We start from the raw sequence: 22,732 nt of genomic DNA on the forward strand, positions 1-22,732 counted from the left end.
TTCAAGACCCGTCAGGCAAAGCAAATATCCCCGGAAAAGCCTATTTTTAGGGCATATACCTATAAGTCCGATGTACCGTTTCCCTGTCCGATGCAAATTTGTTGTGTCCCTTGTGCTCTGTTTTGTTTTCTGTTTAAGTGCTGTTGCTCAACAAAACGCTGATTTTAGTGCTTCCGCTACCAGCGACTGTGAGTCGCTCATTACCAGTTTCACCGATCTTTCTACCGGCAACCCCACTGCCTGGTTGTGGGACTTTGGGAATGGTACCACATCTACCAAAAAAAATCCCGGCGCTACCTATGTAAAAACCGGGAAATACACCGTATCGCTAAAAGTAACTTTTGGAGATGGCAGTACTAAAACGGCTGTTAAAACAGATTACATTGCCGTAAGGGCAAAACCGGTTGTAAACTTCAGTGTATCTTCCGGTAAAGGATGCGCACCCTTCACCACTACCTTTACGGATAAATCCACCGCGGAAGGAAGCCTGCAAAATTTCAGCTGGGACTTTGGCGATGGCGAAGTGTTACAGAACGGCAGCAGTACTCCCAGCCATACTTATACCAAACCCGGTGTTTACAGCGTCATTCTCACGGTAACTGACAGCTACGGCTGTACGAACTTTAAAGTGCTGGAAAAAGTGGTGGACGTAGCACCGGCTATTGACGCCAACTTTACCGTAGCAGAAAAAACGCTGTGCAAAGCGCCGGTAGATGTACTATTCACCAACACTTCCACCGGTCCGGGTACGCTCTCCTATAAATGGGAATTTGATGATGGCGGCACCAGCACGCTCAAAGATCCGTTGAAACATACCTTTACCACCAAAGGCACGCATAGCATCAAACTAACGGTAACGAACGAACGGGGTTGTGCTGCTACCGCATCGGTTACCGACATCAATGTGGCTAACTACGCTACTACCTTCTCTGCCCCTTCACTGATATGTACCGGCCAGGCGGCGCAGTTCCAGGCATCCTTTTCGCCCGTTCAGCCGCAAAGTACCACCTGGGAAATCAATGGCGAGTATACCTGGTCGTACCAAAACAGCGTGATTTACAATCCCCTCGCTGAAGGGCCGCTTCATATTAAGCTGACTGCCTTATACGGCAACTGCCCCGATGTGGTGGAAAAAACCGTTACCGTAAAACCAACGCCCACCGGCCAGATAAGTACAGATAACAAACCTATCTGTAATGTGCCTGCTACTGTTAATTTCAAAGACAATATGACCGGCGCCACCAGCTGGAGCTGGACTTTTGATGACGGACAGACCTCCACTCTTCAAAATCCTACACACGTATACAACAATGCAGGCACCTATTACGTAAAACTGGTAGCCACCAGCAAAGATGGTTGTTCTAATTACAGCACCAATTACCTGTATATCAGTCAAACCGATGTATACCCATACATGAGCAACAACAACGGTTGCGAAGGGCTTAAAGCAACTTTTTATGCCAGCATCAACAATAACGATGTGATCAAAACTTACCTCTGGAACTTTGGCGATGGCACTACATCCACCGAAGCACAACCGGAGCATACCTATAGCAAAGCCGGCATGTATACCGTAACACTACAGTATACTACCGGGAACGGCTGTACGGGAACCAGAACAGTACCCGGCACCGTAGCAGTTTATAAAAAACCGGTACCCGACTTTACTTCTCCCGGCGCGCCCGAAGTGTGCGGTAATACGCTCACTACTTTTATCGACAAGTCGGATGTAGGCACCAGCTGGTCGTGGAATTTCGGCGATGGCAGTTATGGCTACAACAGTACATCCCAGCACAGTTATTCAGAACCCGGCACTTACGATATTACCTTAACGGTCACCAATGGCAGCTGTCCGAATACCATCACTAAACCGGCATATATAAAAGCCGTCAACCCCTTCCCGCGATTCGATATTGAACCGGTGGATTGCAGTAAACGTACAACCGTAACCGTTACCGAGGCTTCTTTGGGCGCCACCAGCTGGAAATGGAGCTGGGGCGACGGTACAGAAACTTCCTATACTATTCAGAGCAGTAAGGTTACGCATACTTATGCCAAATCGGGTACGTATACGATACAACTCACCACATCCGATGGTCATTGCACTACCTACCTAAGCAAAACGGTGACTATTATAGCGCCATCTCCCGTTATTATTGATGCCGACAAAACAGCGCTTTGCAGTAGTGAAACCGTTACTTTTAAAGTAACTTCATCTGCCTCCGGTATTTATCATTATGATCCCTACTACTGGCAGGTGGATGAAAGCACCACCAACTGGGGATGGAACTACGGTACCTATGCGTACACCAATCCGCCGCCTGGTAAGCATAGTGTACGTTTGCTGATGCTTAATCAATTGTATTGCTATGATACCAGCAATGTGATGGAAGTGAATGTACGCGGCCCCATTGCAGATTTTAATCTCCCTACAGAAGCACAGTGTAAAGGAACGGAACTCACCTTCACGGATAATACGGATCTTACCTACAGTAATAAAATAGTAAAATGGCAATGGAACTTTGGTGATGGCACTCCCGTACAATCCTTTACCAGCGCTCCATTCAAACATACCTATCAACAGGCCGGAAGTTATTATTATCCTGTAATGACCGTTACAGACCAGGACGGATGCACCAACACCACCAGCGGAAAGTACCTGCAGGTGAATGGCCCGGTAGCATCGTTCTATGCAGACTATTACCTGGTGAAGCCCGGAAGTACCGTTAATTTTGGGAATACCTCCTACGTAACCGGCGGTAATATTACCGACATAAAATGGAGTTTTGGAGATGGCAACACCTCCAATGAGCCTTACTATGTATCACATTTCTATCCCGACAAAGGCGTATACCCGGTAACGTTAGAGCTGAAAGATAATAACGGCTGTACAGATAAAGTAACACAAAACATTAAAGTATCCGCCGTCGGCGCAGGATTTACCTATACATCAGAATTTGTAAACGGCAGCAAATGCGCCCCGATGATATTCCGTTTCACGAATACCTCCATCAACTACACTTCCTGCTCCTGGGATTTTGGCGACGGCGGCACCTCCGATCAGTTTTACCCGGTACACACTTACACCGAATCCGGGCATTATACCGTGAAGTTAAAAGTAAAAGGCGATGCAGATACAGAAGATGAATACAGCGAGGTGGTAATCGTTACCGGACCTTACGCCACCATTGCAACCAGTGCCGACGGCGGTTGCCTTGAAAAAGAAATCACCTTTACCATCAAGCCTGAAAATGCCACCACCTTTAGCTGGGACTTTACCGATGGCAATGTGGAACAAACCACTGCACTCGAAATAAAACATCATTTCACAGAACCAGGCATTTACAAACCCCGGTTACTACTAAAAGACGACGCCGGCTGCAAAGGCAGCGCCTTCCTGGATCACCCGGTAGTGATAGATCAGCTGGATATTAAACTGAATCCATCTCCCGCAAAAATATGCGATGCAGGAACACTTACTTTTGAACCTGAGTTTAACAGCTATTCTGCAGATGAACTGGGCATTACACCTACTTTTACCTGGACATACGACGCCACACTTACTCCTACTGATATCAATACCACTACGCCGGTATTTCACCTGGATAAGCTAGGCGAATATAAATTCGGCATGACGGCCACCACTAAATACGGCTGCACGCAAACGGTAGAAGTACCGGTAAACGTATATCCGAAGCCGTTAGCCGCCATCAGTGCGCCGGATAAGGCTTGTAAAGATGTACCGGTAACTTTCAGCGGCAGCGTTACCAAAACAAATGACGTTACCTGGAGCTGGGATTTTGGTAATAATACAACCAGTGATATCCAGCAACCACCGGCCTTATCTTATTCCCAACCGGGCCTGGTACAGGTGAAGCTCACCGTTACCAGTAAAGAGGGCTGCACCGACGAGGTAATACATCCACTAAATATTTTACCGTTACCGGATATCAACGCCAGCGCACCGGCGGATTTTGTTTGTCTTGGTAACACCACCGTATTACATGCCGGCGGCGGCGATACTTATGAATGGACGCCCACAACCGGGTTAAATGATCCTTCCATTGCAACGCCCACGGCCTCACCGCTGGTCAACACCACTTACCAGGTAAAAGTAACCGACAACAATGGATGTATCAATAACGATGAAGTAGCGATCCGCGTGGTACAGCCGTTCACGATACAGGCCACTCCTGATACTGTGTTATGCCTCGGCGACAAACTGCCGCTGCATGTATCGGGCACCGACTATTACACGTGGACAGGACCCGGTATCGACAAACCCTCCTCTCCTGCGCCGGTAGCCACGCTCACAGGCGCCGGTCAATATGTGTATGAAGTGACCGGGTTTGACAAAGACAATTGCTTCTCTGATAAAACTACTCTTACCGTAAGTGTAAATCCCACGCCCACCGTAAATGCAGGTGTGGACCGTGAAATAATGGCCGGCATTCCCGTATACCTGGCAGCCAACACCAGCAACGATGTGATCCGCTGGCGCTGGACGCCTGCTGAATTCCTGGACTGTGCCACCTGCGCACGGGTACAGGCACTACCCGATTTCACTACGAAGTACCGGGTAGAAGTAGAAAACGTATATGGCTGTAAGGCTGCCGACGACGTGGTGCTGCACATCCTTTGCAACCAAAGCGCTATATTTATGCCGAACGCGTTTACGCCAAATCGTGATGGCAGGAATGAACGGATCTATCCCAAAGGCAAAGGTGTGAAGGAAATTGAGTGGCTGCGTATTTACGACCGTTGGGGTACCCTCGTTTTTGAGAATACGCACTTTGCTATCAATGCTCCTGCTGCAGGCTGGGATGGCCGTAGTGGTAATAAAGAAGCTCCAATGGGCACTTATATTTATTCCATGCAAACCGTGTGTGAAGGCGGTGAAAAATTTGAGTTTAAGGGAAGTATTACGCTGATAAAATAAAATGACGAACGAAACCATCATACAACACCGGCAGGAACTTAACATCAACGGCTATACGGTAATACCGGATGTATTCTCTGAAAGTGCCATTGGGGAAATGATTGCTGTGATTGATAGCGCGGATCATACCGGCCCGCTGTTCCGGAAAACCAATGACCTCTTCGCCATCCGCCGTTTTTTACAGGAGGTGCCTTCTATTGCCCCGCTGATATTTACACCTGGCATCAGGCAAATTGTACGGGAGCTGTTTGGTGAACAACATGTTCCCGTTAAATCTATTTATTTTGACAAGCCCGGGCAATCCAACTGGTTTGTGGCCTGGCACCAGGATCTCACCATTTCGGTAGCCGAAAAGCTGCCTGTAGCCGGTTATGGCCCGTGGACTGTAAAGCCCGGCCAGTTTGCTGTACAGCCGCCAACAGACATCCTGGAAAGCATTTATACCCTCCGCATTCATCTTGACGATACGGATGAACAGAACGGCGCATTGAAAGTATTGCCCGGCTCACACGCAAAAGGTGTTTACCGTGCCGACAGTATTGATCTGAACCAAACCCCGGATGTGAGCTGCTGCGTGAAGAAAGGCGGCGTGATGATTATGCGGCCATTGCTGATGCATGCTTCCGGACGCAGCAGCAACGGGCATAACCGGCGGGTAATCCATATTGAATTCAGCGACCGGGAACTGGCGGGCGGACTGCAATGGGCGGAAACGCGGATGTTGTCTTTCTCCGGATTGGACTGATTATACTGATTTAGGGATTTGATCACTTTTGATTTAAAAGATTAGGGGAGATATAAGCGAAATTCGCTTATATCTCCCCTAATCTTTTAATCATTATAAAATCCAAAAGTAAAATCAAGGTAATCAGTCTAATCAGTCCAATCCGGAGAAAGACAACATCCGCTCAATACCCCACGTTCTGTTTCAACGTAGCCGTACCGTTTTTAACGCTAAGATCGATCTGGCGTTGCGGAATCGGGAACCTCACATTTTTGCTGGTGAAGTTGCCGTTCACGATGTCGGTGGTAATATCTTTTTCATAACTGAAATAGCGGTTCAGTTCTGTTTGCGCAATACCCCAACGTACCAGGTCAAAATAGCGGTGGCCTTCCATTGCCAGTTCCAGCTTGCGTTCAAACTGGATCGCTTTGATGGCCCATGCTTTCCCGTTAGCCGTAAAGGCGCCGGCAGGATATGCTTTGATATTGTACTTCGCTGCGGGCGTGTTGGTATATCCATCCATCGGGTGGGCCGGGTTCAGGTATGTTTTCACCCAGCCAACGGGGTTGGCGGCGCGGGTGCGTACGGTGTTTACGTGATCCTGTGCAGTGCTCAAACTTCCGGCCTGTGCCTGGCATTCAGCAGCCATGAGCAGTACATCGGCAAAGCGGATCAGTACGTAGTTGATGGCGTTGCCCGGCGCCCAGCCGTTGCCGTCGTAAAACTTATCCTGGGTAGCCTGCATGTATACATTTTTGATGGCGGCATAGGGACCTGCGGATTGCTGGTCACGTACCCAGTTCATGCCGGGGTGGTTGCCCCAGTCGAGGAAAGGAATACCGCGGCGGCCAACTGTCCAGTCGAGGCGAGGGTCCAGGTTGCCCGCATCCGGTGTAAAGGCGGCGCTGCTGGCTAACCCCATGTCATTTTTTACGGGATGATCATTAAAGTTATCGATGTAAGGCAGGCCGTTGGCATCGGTGCGGTAAGAGTTTACCAGGTCTTGTGAGGGCTGGTAGAAACCGCAGCAGCTGAAAGGTCCGTTGTAAGGATAGTTCAGCATTTCGCCCTGGTTAGCATTGCCGGTGCCACCGGAACCATCGTTGGCGCTGTACTGGATAGAGAAAACCGCTTCACTGTTATTCTCTGTAAAAGCATCAAAATTATCATGGAACTTTGTAGTGAGGGCGTAGGGAGTTCCTTTGGCAGTAACACCGTGTGCAATCACATCTTCAAAGATGGGCATGGCTTCTGCGTACTTCTTTTCATAAAGCAATGTTTTGGCCAGGTAAGCTTTGGCAGCCCAGCTGTTAGCCCGACCAATTACATCCTGTATTTCATTGAGATTTTCAGCTGCATATTTAAAATCCGCTTCAATCATTGGCCACACGTCTTTATCGTTGGGTATCTTGTATTCATCTACATCCAGCTTGTTATAGCTGTTGGAATTTTCATCTACCCAGGGAACATTATCAAACATCTTTTTCAGGTCTGAATAATAATGCCCGCGAAGGAACCGGGCTTCCGCTGCCAGTTCTTTCTTCTCCTCTTCCGTCATATCTGTAACGTTTGGAAGAATGTGTAATACAAAGTTACAGCGGCGCACACCTTCATAATTTACGCGCCATTTATCATTAAAAAAGCCGTTGGTGGCATTTCCCACGAACGTGCCTATCTGCAATATGGCGGCGGCATCGCCGGGATCGCTGCCTTTATGGGCATCTCCACCGCATACGCTGCCATAGATCCAGTTGTCGGGCGACACGGCAAAACCGCTGCCACCGGAGATATTCACCATATCTCCATCTTTAAAATCCTGTCCGTCCAATGCGCCATAGGCGCCTATGAGCAATGTGTTCACGCCCTTTTTATTGGTGAGGGAAGATTCTTCCAGGGAAGATTGTGGCGTGCGTTCGAGAAAACTCTTACTACAACCGGAAATAAAGGGAGTTGCAATCACCGCACTCAATAGTATATGATATAATGATTTCATGATCCTGCTTTTTTTAAATGAGCAATTGTTAGAAACCCAGGTTAATTCCAATGAGGAACTGGCGCTGGTTGGGGTAGGCGCCTTCGTCTACACCAAAGTCCGTGATATCGGAACCACCGATTTCAGGATCCAGGCCGGAGTATTTTGTAATGGTGAATACGTTGGCGGCCTGGATATACACCCGCAGCTTTTCTACGTGTATGCCCGATAGCAATTTAGTAGGCAGCGTATAGCCGAGCTGCATATTTTTGGCCCGGAGATAAGCGCCGTTTTCCACCATATAAGAGTTGGGTACGCCCTGTGTGCTGGTAGATCCGTCCACTTCCTGGATAGGCGCTGTTGCGTTGTGGTGATCGGGACGCCAGGAATCATATAAGGCAGTTTTGCTTTTGGCGCTTTCAAAAGATGGGTAGAAATCGCGCCACCAGCGCACGTTATTCCAGATCTGGTTGCCATGTGTACCGAAGAGGAAGATGCTGAAATCAAATCCTTTGTAAGTTACGCCCAGGTTGATACCGTAGGAGAAGTCGGGGTTAGGATTGCCGAGGAAGGTACGGTCGTCCGGTGTAATGATACCATCGCCGTTCACATCCTGGTAGCGGAAGCGGCCGAGCCCTTCGCCTTCCTGGTAAATGGCGTCGGTACTATTGGTTACTTTCTTTGCCTGTTCATCTGCTGCTGCAATTTCTGATTCTTCGTTCCAGAAGCCGATCACTTTATATCCAAAGAAAGAGGAAACCGGTTGTCCTACTGCGTTGCGGATGATGTTGCTGCCATCGAAGCGGCGACCGTCGCTATCGAAGTAGTCTACTCCATCTGCAATTTTCACGATTTTATTTTTGTAGGTGGTAAGCGTACCGCTGATATTTAACTGCAGATCTTTGTTGATATTTTTATGCCAGCCGATGGAGAAGTCGAACCCTTCATTTTTCATGCGGGCGATATTTACAAACGGCTGCGCGCCGGTGCCGGCCAGTCCGGGCAGTTCCGGATTGTACAGCAGGTCTTTGATGTCTTTGCGGTAGTAGTCGGCCGAGAAATCCAGTTGTCCGTTAAACAGGCTGGCATCGATACCGATATTTGCATTCACATCGCTTTCCCATTTGGCATCGGGGTTACCGATTTGTGTGCCTGCAAAGCCTGCGTTGAGACCATTGTTAACGCCGGCCAGGTCGTAATAGGAAGAGTTGCGGTTGCCACCGTACAGGAAGTAGCCGTTGTTAACGCTGAGGTTTAACTGGTTGCCCATGATCCCCCATCCGCCGCGGATCTTCAGGTCGGAGATCCAGGTGATCTTCTTCATAAATTCTTCCTGTGAAATACGCCATCCTGCAGTAATAGCGGGGAAGGTTCCGTAATGATCATTTACAAATTTGGAGGACCCATCGCGGCGCAGGGTGGCGCTTAAAAGATAGCGGTCGTTGAATGAATAATCCACGCGGCCCAGGATAGAAAACAGTCCTTCTGACTGGCGGTTGCTGTAGTTGGTTTGCGTACCGGTACCCGTGCTCAGGTCGGGGAAGTAATCATCGAAAGTAAAATAATCTTTCGTGGTACCACCTACTGCGCGGCTACGGCTATCAAAAGATTCCGTGCCGGCAATTATTTTCAGGTCATGTTTATTAAAGGTCTGGTGATAAGTAAGGGTATTGGTCCAGGTCCAGCTGTGTGCGTTGTTAGAGCCTTCTGTGTAAGAATTGCTGGTAGAATTTTCTTTGTTTTCATACTGCGGGAACAGGAAAGAGTGCGACCAGCCGGAGGCTACTTCCCCACCGAAGCTGGTGCGGAAAGTCAGGTACCTGAGGAAGTCTACTTCTCCATATACATTACCAAACAAACGGGTATTCAAACCTTTATTATTCCGGGTACGGTATTGCATGGCTACCGGGTTAAAAGCGTCGCCCAGTGCGTCTCCGGAGGAGCCGGCAAAGTTGCCTTTGATATCATATACCGGTATAATACTCTGTTCGCGCATAGCATGACCAATAGCGGCATCCGACGTATTAATATCTACCGAAGGATTTTCTGACATCGAAAAAGCGAGGTTCTCTCCCACCCTGATACCGGGTGTGATATTATACTGGGTGTTGGAACGCACGGTATATCTTCTCAGGTAGGTGTTCATTAAAGTGCCTTGCTGATTAAAATAATTCAGGGAGAAGAGATAGTTTCCTTTATCGCCGCCGCCGCTTACAGCCACATTATGACTGGTAATAGGCGCCGGGCGGAAGATCTCGCGGTACCAGTTGGTACCTGCTTTGTTGGCCCTTGAAATCTGGTAGAAGCTATTATAATCGTCGAGGTCAGTATAGTTTGGATTTACATAATAGAGAGATGGATCAACGGAGGGATCTCCTTCCATTGCGCCCGATGGCAGGATATAATCCGGAATAACGGGTTTTGTACCATTGCCATAGAGTTCCGTTCCGGGATCCAGTCCGGAATTTTTATAGGCCAGCCACCGGAGATCGCCCTGTTCCTGCGGGTTGAGGGTATTCCATACGTTGCCATTTTTCGGATACTGGCGGCCGTAGTAGCCATCATAAGCCACCTTTACTCTGCCGGAGCCGCGGCGGGTAGTGATGATGATCACCCCGTTGGAGGCGCGGGAACCGTAGATGGAAGCAGCACCCGCATCTTTCAATACCTGCAGGCTGGCTACATCGTTCGGATTGAGGTCCGCAATATCAGTGGTAGGCACGCCATCCACTACATAGAGCGGGGAATTGGCGCCAAAGGTATTTACGCCGCGGATACGGATCTGCGGGGATTCTCCCGGCTGACCGGACCCTATAACGGTAACGCCTGATGCCTGTCCCTGTAACTGTTCAGTTACCTGGCCGGAGGGTTGTTTTTTCAGGTTATCGATATTCACTACGGCTACGGAGCCGGTGAGGTCTTTCTTCTTTTGCGTGGTGTAACCCGTTACTACTATTTCATTCAATGCGCTGGAACCTTCTTTCATGGTAACGTTGATGAGTGATCTACCGCCAACGGGTATACGTTGTGCTTCGTAGCCGATGAAAGTGATATCCAGTTCATCACTGCTTCTTCCCGGCGCCGCAATAGTATAAGAGCCATCGGCATTGGAAACGGTGCCGATGTTGGTTCCCGCAATGCGGACTGTTACACCGGCTACGGGGTTACCCTTTTCATCCCTTACCACACCTTTCACCGGGTGCTGTTGCTGTATGGTGGCTGGTTCTGTGGGAACGGGAACGATGGTTTTTTCGGTGACCATGTAAAAGTGTTCCCTTACCTTTTCGAAGTGCAGGTTAAAGGGAGACAATGCCTTGCCGAGTGCTTCTTCGGCCGACTGGCACGCAGCTACCGACAATTGTATCTTTTTGTTTTTAACCAGGTTGCTTTTGTAGGCGATGGATACCTTGAAGTGTTCTTCGATCAGGTGAAGAACAGTTTTCAGGGATGATTCATCTGGTTGCGCTTCCGCACTGTTACCGGTTTCGGGGGGAACCGGGTGGTTGCCGGCATCAGCTAATTCCTGGGCTGATACCGTTTGGGACAGGAAATACAGGGCCAATGCTTGCATCAGCAAAACACGTAAACCTTTTTTCATCTTGAACAGGTTTTAACGATTAAGAATAAGACATCTATAAAATCGGGCGGCGAGTGTTACGGTTTATGGATCCAGACTTCATCGCCTCTTTGGTTGAATTGCATACGGAAAACCTTACCCAGCTGTGTCATCATAGTATCGGCGTTGTAAATGATAGGCATTGAACCCGATACTTTATAGTTTAATAGTTGTGTGTCACGAACGATTAGTTTTTTACCAAACACCTGTTCCATAAAAACGGCCGCATCTGCCAGTGTAAAATCATCCATGATTAACCGGCCGGTGTGCCAGGAGGTGTAGTGTATGGCATCTACACTTTTCTTGGTATAATCGCCATCCTGTTTGTTGTAGCGGAGCATTTCCCCGGGCTGCAGGTATAGCGCTGCAGCTTTTCCTTTATTGGTTTCGCCGATATTGAGCAGGATACTTCCCTGCTGCAGTACTACTACTATTTCTTTACCGGCGCTGTTTACGTTGAACTGTGTACCCAGCACTTCCACATCGAGATTATCGTATGTATGAACGATAAATTTCTGTTGGGAGGCAGTATGTTTTACATGAAAGAAGGCTTCTCCATCGAGCCATACTTCGCGCTGCCCGTTTCCGGCTACGGCGTACAACAGGCGGGAGTCGGCGTTCAGCGTCACTTCCGAGCTGTCCGGCAGCATCAGCTTCCTGGTTTCTCCCAGCCGGGTGAAAGTGCTGAGGATAGCCGGTTGCGGCCCTGCAGGCTTCCACCACCACCATGCAGCGGTGAGCAGGATACCCAGTATAACCGCGGCGGCATATTTGCCCACGCTTCTCCAGATGGATGGACGCGCCGGCATCGCTGCTGCCTCCTCCTCTTCTTCCAGTCCATTCAGCACGGCATCCCACAGTTGTTCCTTGTCCGGTGCGGACAGGGAATAATCGCGGAAGCGGATGCTTTGCACGAGTTGCCTGGCGTTGCTGATGACCGGTTCTTTCTCCGGGTGCTGTCTGAGCCATGATTCCCAGAACACATTCCTTTGCTCCGGGTGTAATACCCATTGCTGAAAGTCTTCATCCATTGCAAACTCCCGGGCGGTGTACGATAAATAGTTACTGGCTGCCAAGAGAACGTGCTTTTACCTAAAGAGCAGGTAAAGCTTAAAATCTCATCACTTTTTTTCAACTTTTTTTTATTTACCTAAAAGCAGCAACAGGAGCGGCATAGGGAGATTTTTTTTGAGGATGCCGATGGCTTTGGAGATGGTATTATATACAGAATCGACCTGCATGGACATGATGTCGGCCACTTCTGTATAGTTCAGATTCTGGAAGAAACGGAGATAGATGGCTTCCCGCTGGCGCCGGGAAAGATTGCTGAGGGCTTCCTGGAGGAGACGTTTTTGTTCTTCTGCGGTTTCGTGCTGGATTAACTGGTTTTCGAGAGGAAGGGTATATTCAAATTCAAAGGCTTCCCATGATTCGCGGTGCTGGTACCGGCGATCTTTACGCAAAGCACGGAGCAGCCTTCTTCTCAGGCTGCTGATGAGGTAATACCGGACGTTCCCGATATTGGTGGTCAGGTGTTCCCTGCTGATCCAGAGGTCCTGGAACAGATCCTGCAAACAGTCTTTGACTCTTTCTTTGTCCTGGCAAAAATGCATGCCATAATGAAAAAGGTCATCGATGTGTGCATCGTATATTCCGGCGAAAGCGTGGCGGTCACCCTGTAGAAAGAGTCCCCAAAGTGAGGAATGGGAAGCCACCACGTGTAGCCCCGATCTGAAGGCTTTCCCTGTATTCATACTATTCTGGTTGATCTGCTAAAGCTTGTTAATTATTCTGACACTTGCAAATATTTTTTGGTACAGGATATGTCTGGTGGTATATAACATTAAAACTGAACGATATGAAAAACCTCACTTATTTGTTACTGTCATGCCTGGTACTTTTACTCAGCAGTTGTGAAGTGATAGGCGGAATATTCAAAGCAGGCGTATGGACTGGGATACTAGCCGTAGCAGTGGTGGTGGGCCTGATTATTTTTTTGATAAGTCGTGGAGGCAAACGGGGATAGTTTTATAAGTGCAGCCTTGTAGCGGATGGTTACAAGGCTGCATTGTTATCACCTGCGTATAGAGGGTGAGTTCTTCTACTTTTTTAGTATTTCATTCATGGCTCCAACGTCCACACTGCCCGCGTGTTCCACTTCTTCCTGTGAAGGGACTCCGGGTAAATGCTGATGCGCATTAATAAAGTCTTCTATCTCTAATAAACCTGGTAATTTATAGGATGCGTGAAAAACATAACCCGGCCAATCGGTGGTAGTTACCTTTACACGTTTTGCTTTAATGTCACCATTTACCGCCAGTTTCACCGTGGGGTTATTGGTGCCGATCGTTGGAGGCGATACGCAACCTTTCCTGCCCGGTTAAACTATTGTTGGTTAGTATTTTGGATATTTTTTAAAAAACTATATTCAAAATTTTGAAAAATAAAATAATTAACTACTTTTGCATCCCGTCTAAGCGGGGAAATCCCGGTAAAAACGGGACGTAGCGCAGCCCGGTAGCGCGCTTGCATGGGGTGCAAGAGGTCGCTGGTTCGAATCCAGTCGTCCCGACAAAATGGCTAAATGACTTGTAACGCTTTGTTACGGTTTAAGCCTAAGAAGCTCGCAGATATTGAATCTGCGAGCTTTTTTTATTTTCCGCACGTATCATCTTATTTCAAAGAATTTCAAGTTGTCTGCAGAGTAATCCGGTGAGTAGGTCAGTGAGTAACTTCACCTACTCAACGTAGATTACTAGTTATATGTATTGAATTGTATATCATTTTATTACATAGCATATCAAGTTATTCCAATTGATATGCAGGGCTTTGTTTCTACTCATTTTTTTGAACTGCGAGGACATGAATCAGTGAGTAATTATTGTTCATTTAATGAGATAACAACATGAGAAGTGAAAACACATTTGGCGTCCGTTACGCCATTCGCCAAAACAAAAACAAACGAAAAGATTATTCTGTATTTGCCAGAATTGCCTGTAACAATTCTCCCGAAAGAGAACTCACTATTAAGGGAAGCTTTCCTCCCGAAGATTGGGATGAAGGAAAAGGATGGCCACACCTCAGAACAAAAGAACTAAGAGAGTTTGCCACACACCTGGAGAAGCTAAAATCCAGGCTAACGGCGATTTTACAGGAATCAAAGTATCTGGACGGACGCTATAAAATAGTAACAAGCGCTAACTTCAGTTTTTTCCTATACTCTCGACCAGATAACCAAGTTACAACTAGTAGCCACGACCAGTGAATTGCCAGTCGCAGAAAATCCAAATGCTCGTAGCTCACAGCCACCGTCTTGACAAATAAACTCATGATGCCCGCGACTTTGATGAGTAAGAAAAATCTTATTTACCTGGTACTTCTCAAAAGGTGGATCATCTGGAACTGGTCCAGTACACTCCAGGATCCAGCCATCCCGGGTTTCCTTGCTCAGAAAGTCCGGCCCATCCAGCCCACAGATACGAATAGTACTGCCTTCTAAAATGTCATAGCCGGAAATAGTACCTGCCATGGGTTCATAATTCTCCCACCAGGAAGTCTCTTGCCGAAAAAATCTTTCCCCCGTCAGGCAGTTAAATAGGCCAACGCCCTGGCTGGACAACACTGTTAAAGCATCTGCTTGATCAAAGCCTATATTCTCAAGACCACCAATAGCGTAGATATTTTTATGTCTCCACATTAGCCACTGTTGTTTATTATTAACTTAAAACATCGCATTACTCAGGTAATAGGTGATGTGTAAATCTGACATAAAACAAGTTCTCATGATCTAATCTTTAAATTTAAATGACCGTGCTACCCGGTCAAACGTGTTGCGATACCTGTCTGCATCTTTTGTCTGTGTCCCTGCCGTAATTATGTAGGCAACATCATCTTTTGGGAATATATAGCTAACCAGCGTTGCCTTTATACCTTGGGGTTCCATGTTATACTTATACCAGGCCCCTTTCAGGCTATCTGTCTCAATGATCCCCTTGTCTAAAATAACCGCGCTTGGGATAGATAGCTTTATCTGCTCAATTGCTTTTTTTACATACACCTCGAGGCTTAAGTTTTGCATGCGTTCAGTGATCACATTAATATTGGTATTGGGATCCGCGGCTGTTTTAGGTGCTGATAAAAAATAATAATCAATGCCGTAAACCATTTGATGCCTGGTTGTCCAGCCGACCGGTACATCAAGCCTGTATTCCCGCTTACCCGCATTCAGGTTTTTGGTATCAGGTATCTGTTCAAAAACATCTTCGGCCGCCTTGCGGTAATTGCTTTTATAGGTACAAGCTGTGATGACAACTAACAAAAAAATAGGTATAGTTCTTATTCTCATTGAAATTACTTTCTTATATAATTAGATCTGGCGCCGCCCTTATGTGGGAATTGTACATATCCTTCAGGTGGACGCGGAAGCAACACTTCACAGTCCTTTGAACATAGATTGGCCAGGAGTGGCAGTACGTCTGTTCCAACCTGCAGGGAAATCCAAAGTTGATTTGTTTGTGAATAGCTCATCTCCTTCCGGCATACGCTGCATTGTAGATTATCTCCATCGTATCTGGCCGGATTATTATGCAGATCGGGGAACCCACGTTTACCTTTTAAATGGGTATAAAGCGCCCGGGTACTGACCGTACTGCTGCTCAGTTGTTTACAATGAACTATTTCATAGGGATACCAATGTAAATCGTAAGAGGTATATGAACTGAAAGTTTCCAAAGCATCCATCTGCCCTATCTCAACAGGAATCCGTTTTAACATACTTCCATATAAATTCACGCGTTTTACCTTTTTCATTTGAGCAATAGACTCAGGCAGGGTATATATCTGTTGGTATAATTCCGGGCCAATACCTTCAGCCGGGCAAAACTCCTCTCTTTCCTCGCTTACAACCAGTGTTATGTATGCGCAAAGTTTCCTCCAGGCCTCCGAACTCCGGTCCTGGACATCATTCTTTATCTTTGGAAATCCTTCATCCATTTTTACCGGGCTTTTTTATCCCACAAAATATAACAATTCTCGTTCAAGGAATGAAATAACCTTCTGTATATTTAACCGATCTGTCACTTATAAATTGTCATTTACACATGGACGAACAATTAGAAAGAATAAAAGCCAAATTAGAACAGCTCAGAAGTTCAGATCCGAACAACGGGCTTTTTGGTGCCAGCACCCATAAATACAGGCTGAATCCGACAATTCCAATAGATAAAATCAGGAAATTTGAATTAGCCCATAACGTGGATTTACCTAGTGACTATGCAGCATTTTTGATGAACATTGGTAATGGAGGTGCTGGACCGTTTTATGGTCTGGAACGATTGGAAGATGCGCTATTCGACGACCTGGATTACAAAAGACCAGATGCTTTATTAAACCCTGCAAAGCCCTTTTTACATACGGAAGCCTGGAATCAAACATTTAAACCGACAGTGAACTATGAAGAGGATGAGGAAGAATACGAAAAGCAGCGGATTGAGTTTGAAGAAAGATACTTTGATAGGCAGCAAATGAACGGAGTGATTGCAATTTGTAACTTTGGTTGTGGTGTTCGCCTGAGCCTGGTGGTAAATGGACAGGAATATGGTAACATCTGGACAGATGATAGAAGTAGTGATTACGGTATACATCCTTCCTATGAACTTGGCAACAAAGACAAGATAAGTTTTTTGAACTGGTACGAATTGTGGCTTGACAAATCCTTAAAAGAAAGAGCAGGTAAATCACAAAAAATACGCGGATAGGTATTCTTTGCTCTCAATCCTACCAAATCACATCATCTGTATATGCTTTGTCTGCATAGTCCTTAATTATTACTGCAATAAATATGTCTTGTGCCGGATAACATCTCCCTACCTGAAATTTCACTTTTATGAGAGATTATACCACTCGTGGAATGGCATACATGAATACTGCACCTTTTGGTTCTGCATTCTTAGCCCAGATCCGCCCGTGAAGCTTTTGAATAAAATCCTTACACATAGAAAGCGCTATCCCTGCTCCGTGTTGCGTAGACGAGCCAAAATTACTGGAAACGGAAAATAGTTTACTCATCGTCAGTTCATCTATGCCCTGCCCCTGGTCTGCGACAGACACTGTAATCGAATTGCTGTCCTGAGTGCAGCTAATCACAATCGTGCCGCCTTTAGGAGAAAATTTAATCGCGTTGGATAGTAAATTCCGGTTAACAAATTGTAGCATTTCTTTGTCCGATGTTGCAGTTATATGCACCGGTATCTGGTTAGACACCGTGACTTTTTTGGCGTCCAGCTGCTGCTTCACGATATCGGCTGATTCGCTGAACAGGTCATATAGTACTAGTGTTTCCGGTTTATACCGATAGCCGGACAATTGCTGCTTGATCCACTGTAATATAGTGTCAAATGACTCCAGCATACCTGAAGCTTGTTTTTCTATATTGCCATAAAACGCTTCCATCTCCTCTTTTGTAAATCCGGGGTTATCTTTCATTAAGCTGGCAATACTTATTGTATCGATAAGCGGAGTCCTGAAATCATGCGCTAAAATAGAGAAGAGTTTGTTTTTGAATTCATCATTTACCTGCAGGGATTTATTTTGTTCCAGTATCTTTAGATTAAGCTGTTCCAGCTCACGGTGGTGTTTACGTGAAATCTGGTATAAACGATAAATAAAAAGGAGTAAAAATGCACCAACTACACAAATGGCAATTAGCAACAGGATCTTGGCCTTGCTATTCTTATTGATAATACTTAAAACAGCATTGTCACTTTGTATGGTATTGTATTTAATGTAGTCGCCGACAAATTTTTTCAGCTTTTCATTCTCTTCGGCCATTGCATTTTCCAGCAGCTTTTGAACACTGATGATTCGATCTCTGTTACCCGACAATTGTGTATAGCTCAGGATGTCCTTCAATATCGGAATTAACTCCAGGACATACTCCTTTTTTTTAGCCAATTGATAACTACGCCAGGCATAATGTAATGCACTATCCGGTTGGTTCTTATAAAATCTGGTAAAGGAACTCAGTAAATAAATTTCCTGATCATCAAGTTCATATCTCCGTGCGTCAGATAACGTGGTATCAAGGAGTTTTAGCGCATCCATCCTGCGACCTTTTTTTAGCAGCAGATCGACTTCCAGTTCATTTACTGCAATGAGCACCCGGTGATCTTTATAAATATCTGCAATCTCCCGGGTCTTGTTGATATAATACTGAACGCTGTCGTCTGAAAGCGACGGATTGCTCATGCAGTAATTTGCATATGCCAGGCTCATAATGCTATCTCTTCTGCCTGTCCGTATGACCTGGCGGAAAAGTTCAAGGCCCTTTTCAGCGTCACCCAGACTCAGGTATACATTACCCATGTTCATGGTCACCTGGCTGACATTTGGAGTGTCCTTTTGTCCCTTGTAGTCCGACAAAGCACGTGCATACAATTGAAGCGATTCCTGGTACATCCCCCTGATGTAAAGTACGGAAGCGATTACATTATCCGCATCTGCTTTTCCCTTGGGATATTGTATCTTACTGGCCAGCTCTTTAGCCATCATACCAAAATAAAGGCTGCTGTCAATATCCTTCATATGATAAAGCATCCCCAATCGGTTAATCGAATTGATATAACTAATACTATCTTTAACAAAAGATAATCTCTTCCGCTCTGCACTTATCAGATTAGATTGTCCTTGTACGGTGCCACAATAAAATGGCAAAATTAGTAAAAGATAAGGCGTCAGTTTTGATCGAAACATGGTTTTAAATGGAAATGGCTTAAACTAATTTATTACTTAATTTGAACAAACACGGTTAAAAGTTTGCCGAAAATCTTCCTTTCGTTTAGAAATCTCTTGACCTTCTTCCGTTTGCTGCTTCACAGGGTTGATGATTTTGGTTACGGGATATGCATTCATTAAAGTTCCCTCTTCTACAGATTTCAAAGACGGGTGAATGAAATAGCTTGTGTTTACAAGGGAAATCTTTAGTTAATCACCTTTGACTTCAAAATATAAAATATCAGTGTAAATTACAAATCTAAGTTGACCTTCATCTACAGCAGGACTTCCGGCTGGGACACAGCATTTAGCATTACCCGGGATATCTTTAACCCTTAACCCTAATGTTAACGGCATATTGACTTTCTTCCCCGATGGCTGCTGCCCGTACTTATTGCATTGTTCTTAATGTAGCCTTCTTAAACACGGCTTGCGCAAAATGAAGTCCTGTATTACCAGGATGAAAAATTTTTCCTGCTTAACTGCAGGTGCGACCAGCAGTGATTTCCCGCAAGTAAGTTTGATGCCGCCAGGAGTTATCGGTGATTTATGGAGGTTATTTCTTTTTCCCGTGGGTTATTTTAAGCAGAACAGCTAACATCTCTTCCGGAAGAAATGGTTTGTCGAGAAAATGATTGATATCCAAACCAGTAAAGCGGGTTCTTACATCCGCCAGGATATCAGCGGTAAAAACAACCACCTGAATGTGCGGATATTGCTGCCTGATGAGTTTACCAAGTGCATAGCCGTCTATACCAGGGATATGAAGATCTATCAGCGCTACATCGTATGTGATGCTTTGCAGCAAGTTGACGGCATCATTGCCGTTTGTGGCTACATCCGGAATGATCCCAAAATATTTTAGCTGCTTATCAGCTACCATGATGTTAACAGTAGTGTCTTCAACAAGCAATACCTGCAGCCAGCTAAATTTGCCTGCGTAGGCTGCTAGCTGATTTTGCAGTGATGTTTCATCGGTTGTTTTAGTAGCTACTTTTTCAAAGGACAGGTCAAAATAAAAATTGGAGCCTTTTCCGGGGCTGCTATCTAACAAGATCCGCCCTCCCAGCAATGCAATCAACTTGCGTGTAATTGCCAGTCCAAGACCGGAGCCAGACAACTGGTGGGAGGTAGTAGTGTGGAGATGTTTGAAAGTTTCGAAAATTATTTCCTGGAGTTCCGGAGGAATGCCTATGCCAGTGTCTTTTACGGAGAAGCGCAAAGTTACATTCTTGTCTGTTTCTGCTGTTATCAGAACTGATACGGATACTTCGCCCTTTTCTGTGTATTTAATCGCATTACTGATCAGGTTATTCAGTATCTGGCTGATACGGATAGGGTCGGCCAGAATACAATGCGGCATATTTAAGTCTACCACAGTATTTAACCAAAGTCCTTTTTGAATGGCTTGCTGATTGAGCTGGACTTTAATTTGCTGGATCAATTGGGATAAATTCACCTCAGAAAAGCGCAGTTCCAGGTTGTCTGTTTCGATCCTGTTAAGATCCATGATGTCATTGATCAGTTGTAACAGGTGCTCTGATGAATATAACAGGCTGTCGATGTACTCTTCCTGTGCAGGATGGTAATTCATTTTCAGCAGGTGGGTAATACCAATAATGCCGTTGAGTGGTGTACGTATCTCGTGACTCATAGTAGATAGAAAGTCAAATCTCTCTTTCGCTGATTTTTCAGCTGCTTCCCGGGCTTCTATTAATGCCAGTTCATCTCTTTTCTTTTCGGAAATATCCATGATGGCTCCTTTGAGTGCCACCACCTTACCATCACTTAGTATGGGTACGCAGATGGCTCTGACCCACTTCCTGCAGTTATGAGAATCATTGGCAACTAATTGGAGTTCCACATCATAGGGAGTTCCCTTTTCAATAGCCTCCTGTACGCATTCCTGCAGGATCAGCCGCGACGCTTCATCGTGCAGGCCGTATACCTTATCCATGGAGAGAATAAAATCTTCATCTACCTCGTTTATCCGATAGGTTTCCCTGGACCAGAATATCTCCCCCGTCTCCATGTGATATTCCCAGCCACCGGTTTTTCCCAAAGCCTGACTAAAGTCCAGCAGTGTATTGCTTTGCTCCAGTTTACTTTTCAGGATCAGTTCATCAGTTTCATCCTGCACATAACCTATCCGGTATTTCGCTATACCGTCTTTACCAGGTATCGCCCAGGAGTTAACCCGGCAATAACGGATTCCCTTAACAGGGTGATTAATTCTGAAAGAAAGTGATATGGGATGGCCGGGGTTGTTGGTATTGGCCTTCAGGACAGCCTTCAGCGCCCCTAAATCTTCCGGGAAGATTGCATTTGTATATCCCTGATTCAACGCCTGGGAAAGCGTGAGTCCCGAGATTTCCTCCAGTGCAGGATTTATGAAAATACAATTGTCTGCAAGGTCAAAACAAAAGGCCCCCATTGGAGCATATTGAAAGGCTGTCAGCAGATTGGGGTCGCCATCCAGGGGTGACTTCGGTTCATTTTTCATACGGTTTAACCAGGATTTGTCAGAGGGGTAAATATCTGTTGTTAATAGACCTGGCCTACCGGTATAACCAGCCAGGTCCTGACTAAATATATGAAATTTGTCTGATTTAAAAAATACATGGCAGTGTGCCTACAGGTGTCAACATAAAAGATGCAACCCCCGGAATTTGACATTCCAGGGGTTGCAGTCATTGTTTAACCTCTCTTTAATCCATGAAAAAAAACAGTCAATCAATAATTTTCCTGTCAGGTAACAGCAGCTTGTTTACGGCAGTGACACCCATTCCAGTTTCACAATGGAGTTATCCATGCCGGAGTTAAAGGTGCCGCGTACCGGGTATTTAGCGGCATTATATGCGTAGCTGTATGTATTGGTAATGCTTCCGGATGAATTGGCAGAACTGATTGTTTCTGACAGTACGTTATGTGCTGACAGGTTAACAGCGTTTGCTTCCAGCACAAAAGCCAGTGAAGGTTGTTCGTGTTGTGGATTCTGCGCCTTGTCATAAGTGTAATGCAAAGAGGAAGTACAAACAAATTTGCTATAGCCCGGCTGTTTACCGTAGTTGTCCACCCTTTCTACGTTTCCATTCTGATCCCAGGTAAACTGTTCGTAGCCGGTATTCTCCCACTTACCGGAAGAGGGATGTTTGCCAAAATGATAACGTGTTTCCAGGTTGCCGGCTGCATTATATGCGAGCGAATCATAAGTAAAAACATCGCCATTGCGATAGTACTTTACCATATCAATTTGTTTGCCGTTGGCGTTGTAACCATAACTGGTGAATATATCGCCGGTAGTAGCGTTTTCGTCATCGGCGAAGAGTGTGCGGGCCAGGCGTCCGTTTTCATAAACAGGGAGGATCACATCCGTATAAGAGGCATTCTCTGTTTTACGGAACTGCAGCATTTTTTTCAAGGTTCTATCTGCATTATATTCGAACTTTGTCTCGCCTGCACCGGAAGATATCTTACGTAGAAAAGTACCGGTAGTTTTGCCGCTATCAGGGCGAAATGAGAACAGTAAAGCTGGTATAGCTAACAACAACACGTAGCTTCCCCCTTTGAAAATAGATTTCTTTTTCATATCATTTAAATTTATGATTTGCTAAACATGAAGAATGTGACTAACAACGATGTAAAATTGCTGCGAATCCTTCCCGGTTTTTGTTAACGGCGGGTTAACTGTGTTAACTAGTTGTTAAGGGA

15 protein-coding genes and 1 tRNA gene are annotated in these 22,732 nt (G+C 45.9%); 5 read left to right on the forward strand and 11 right to left on the reverse strand.

Going from position 1 to position 22,732, the window contains the following annotated elements; genetic code table 11:
• Window positions 1-112: 112 nt before the first annotated feature.
• Window positions 113-4,939, forward strand: a complete 4,827-nt coding sequence (locus B5Z18_RS02195) for a PKD domain-containing protein (protein ID WP_235015862.1) — start codon at window positions 113-115, stop codon at window positions 4,937-4,939.
• Window position 4,940: 1 nt separating this feature from the next.
• Entirely contained in the window at window positions 4,941-5,684 is a 744-nt protein-coding gene (locus B5Z18_RS02200; protein ID WP_079467760.1) for a phytanoyl-CoA dioxygenase family protein, read from the forward strand.
• A 163-nt stretch (window positions 5,685-5,847) separates the two neighbouring features.
• Here B5Z18_RS02200 and B5Z18_RS02205 read toward each other — a convergent pair whose 3' ends face one another.
• From B5Z18_RS02205 to B5Z18_RS02220, 4 genes are all read right to left on the reverse strand, one after another.
• A complete protein-coding gene (locus tag B5Z18_RS02205) occupies window positions 5,848-7,656 on the reverse strand; it encodes a RagB/SusD family nutrient uptake outer membrane protein (RefSeq protein WP_079467761.1) in 1,809 nt (602 codons plus the stop codon).
• Window positions 7,657-7,684: 28 nt separating this feature from the next.
• Window positions 7,685-11,233 (reverse strand): SusC/RagA family TonB-linked outer membrane protein, encoded by a 3,549-nt coding sequence (locus tag B5Z18_RS02210; RefSeq protein ID WP_079467762.1) that lies wholly within the window; start codon window positions 11,231-11,233, stop codon window positions 7,685-7,687.
• 56 nt (window positions 11,234-11,289) lie between these two features.
• Entirely contained in the window at window positions 11,290-12,327 is a 1,038-nt protein-coding gene (locus B5Z18_RS02215; RefSeq protein WP_079467763.1) for a FecR domain-containing protein, read from the reverse strand.
• Between the two features lie 66 nt (window positions 12,328-12,393).
• A complete protein-coding gene (locus B5Z18_RS02220; RefSeq protein ID WP_079467764.1) occupies window positions 12,394-13,005 on the reverse strand; it encodes an RNA polymerase sigma factor in 612 nt (203 codons plus the stop codon).
• A 104-nt stretch (window positions 13,006-13,109) separates the two neighbouring features.
• Between B5Z18_RS02220 and B5Z18_RS02225 the strand changes: the two genes are divergently transcribed.
• The gene (locus tag B5Z18_RS02225; protein ID WP_079467765.1) at window positions 13,110-13,277 is read left to right on the forward strand and encodes a phosphatidate cytidylyltransferase; all 168 of its coding nucleotides are present in this window, start codon (window positions 13,110-13,112) and stop codon (window positions 13,275-13,277) included.
• 75 nt (window positions 13,278-13,352) lie between these two features.
• On the opposite strand, the gene B5Z18_RS02230 is transcribed toward B5Z18_RS02225, so the two are convergent.
• On the reverse strand, window positions 13,353-13,577 hold the full coding sequence (locus B5Z18_RS02230; RefSeq protein ID WP_079467766.1) for a hypothetical protein: 225 nt from the start codon (window positions 13,575-13,577) through the stop codon (window positions 13,353-13,355).
• 172 nt (window positions 13,578-13,749) lie between these two features.
• Between B5Z18_RS02230 and B5Z18_RS02235 the strand changes: the two genes are divergently transcribed.
• Window positions 13,750-13,823, forward strand: a tRNA-Pro gene (locus tag B5Z18_RS02235).
• 642 nt (window positions 13,824-14,465) lie between these two features.
• Here B5Z18_RS02235 and B5Z18_RS02245 read toward each other — a convergent pair.
• From B5Z18_RS02245 to B5Z18_RS02255, 3 genes are all read right to left on the reverse strand, one after another.
• Complete coding sequence (locus B5Z18_RS02245) at window positions 14,466-14,948, reverse strand: hypothetical protein (RefSeq protein ID WP_079467768.1); 483 nt, start codon at window positions 14,946-14,948, stop codon at window positions 14,466-14,468.
• Between the two features lie 90 nt (window positions 14,949-15,038).
• A complete protein-coding gene (locus B5Z18_RS02250; protein WP_079467769.1) occupies window positions 15,039-15,596 on the reverse strand; it encodes a hypothetical protein in 558 nt (185 codons plus the stop codon).
• 5 nt (window positions 15,597-15,601) lie between these two features.
• Window positions 15,602-16,243, reverse strand: a complete 642-nt coding sequence (locus B5Z18_RS02255) for a hypothetical protein (protein ID WP_079467770.1) — start codon at window positions 16,241-16,243, stop codon at window positions 15,602-15,604.
• Between the two features lie 107 nt (window positions 16,244-16,350).
• On the opposite strand from B5Z18_RS02255, the gene B5Z18_RS02260 reads away from it, so the two are divergent.
• On the forward strand, window positions 16,351-17,007 hold the full coding sequence (locus tag B5Z18_RS02260) for an SMI1/KNR4 family protein (RefSeq protein ID WP_079467771.1): 657 nt from the start codon (window positions 16,351-16,353) through the stop codon (window positions 17,005-17,007).
• Window positions 17,008-17,143: 136 nt separating this feature from the next.
• On the opposite strand, the gene B5Z18_RS02265 is transcribed toward B5Z18_RS02260, so the two are convergent.
• The 3 genes from B5Z18_RS02265 to B5Z18_RS02275 all read right to left on the reverse strand — a co-directional run bounded on the left by B5Z18_RS02265 (window position 17,144) and on the right by B5Z18_RS02275 (window position 22,610).
• A complete protein-coding gene (locus tag B5Z18_RS02265) occupies window positions 17,144-18,832 on the reverse strand; it encodes a tetratricopeptide repeat-containing sensor histidine kinase (protein WP_159454157.1) in 1,689 nt (562 codons plus the stop codon).
• Window positions 18,833-19,577: 745 nt separating this feature from the next.
• Window positions 19,578-21,524 (reverse strand): PAS domain-containing hybrid sensor histidine kinase/response regulator, encoded by a 1,947-nt coding sequence (locus B5Z18_RS02270; protein WP_079467773.1) that lies wholly within the window; start codon window positions 21,522-21,524, stop codon window positions 19,578-19,580.
• Between the two features lie 264 nt (window positions 21,525-21,788).
• Complete coding sequence (locus tag B5Z18_RS02275; RefSeq protein WP_079467774.1) at window positions 21,789-22,610, reverse strand: hypothetical protein; 822 nt, start codon at window positions 22,608-22,610, stop codon at window positions 21,789-21,791.
• Between the last annotated feature and the right edge of the window lie 122 nt (window positions 22,611-22,732).

Source organism: Chitinophaga ginsengisegetis, from assembly GCF_900168065.1.
Lineage (GTDB): Bacteria > Bacteroidota > Bacteroidia > Chitinophagales > Chitinophagaceae > Chitinophaga > Chitinophaga ginsengisegetis.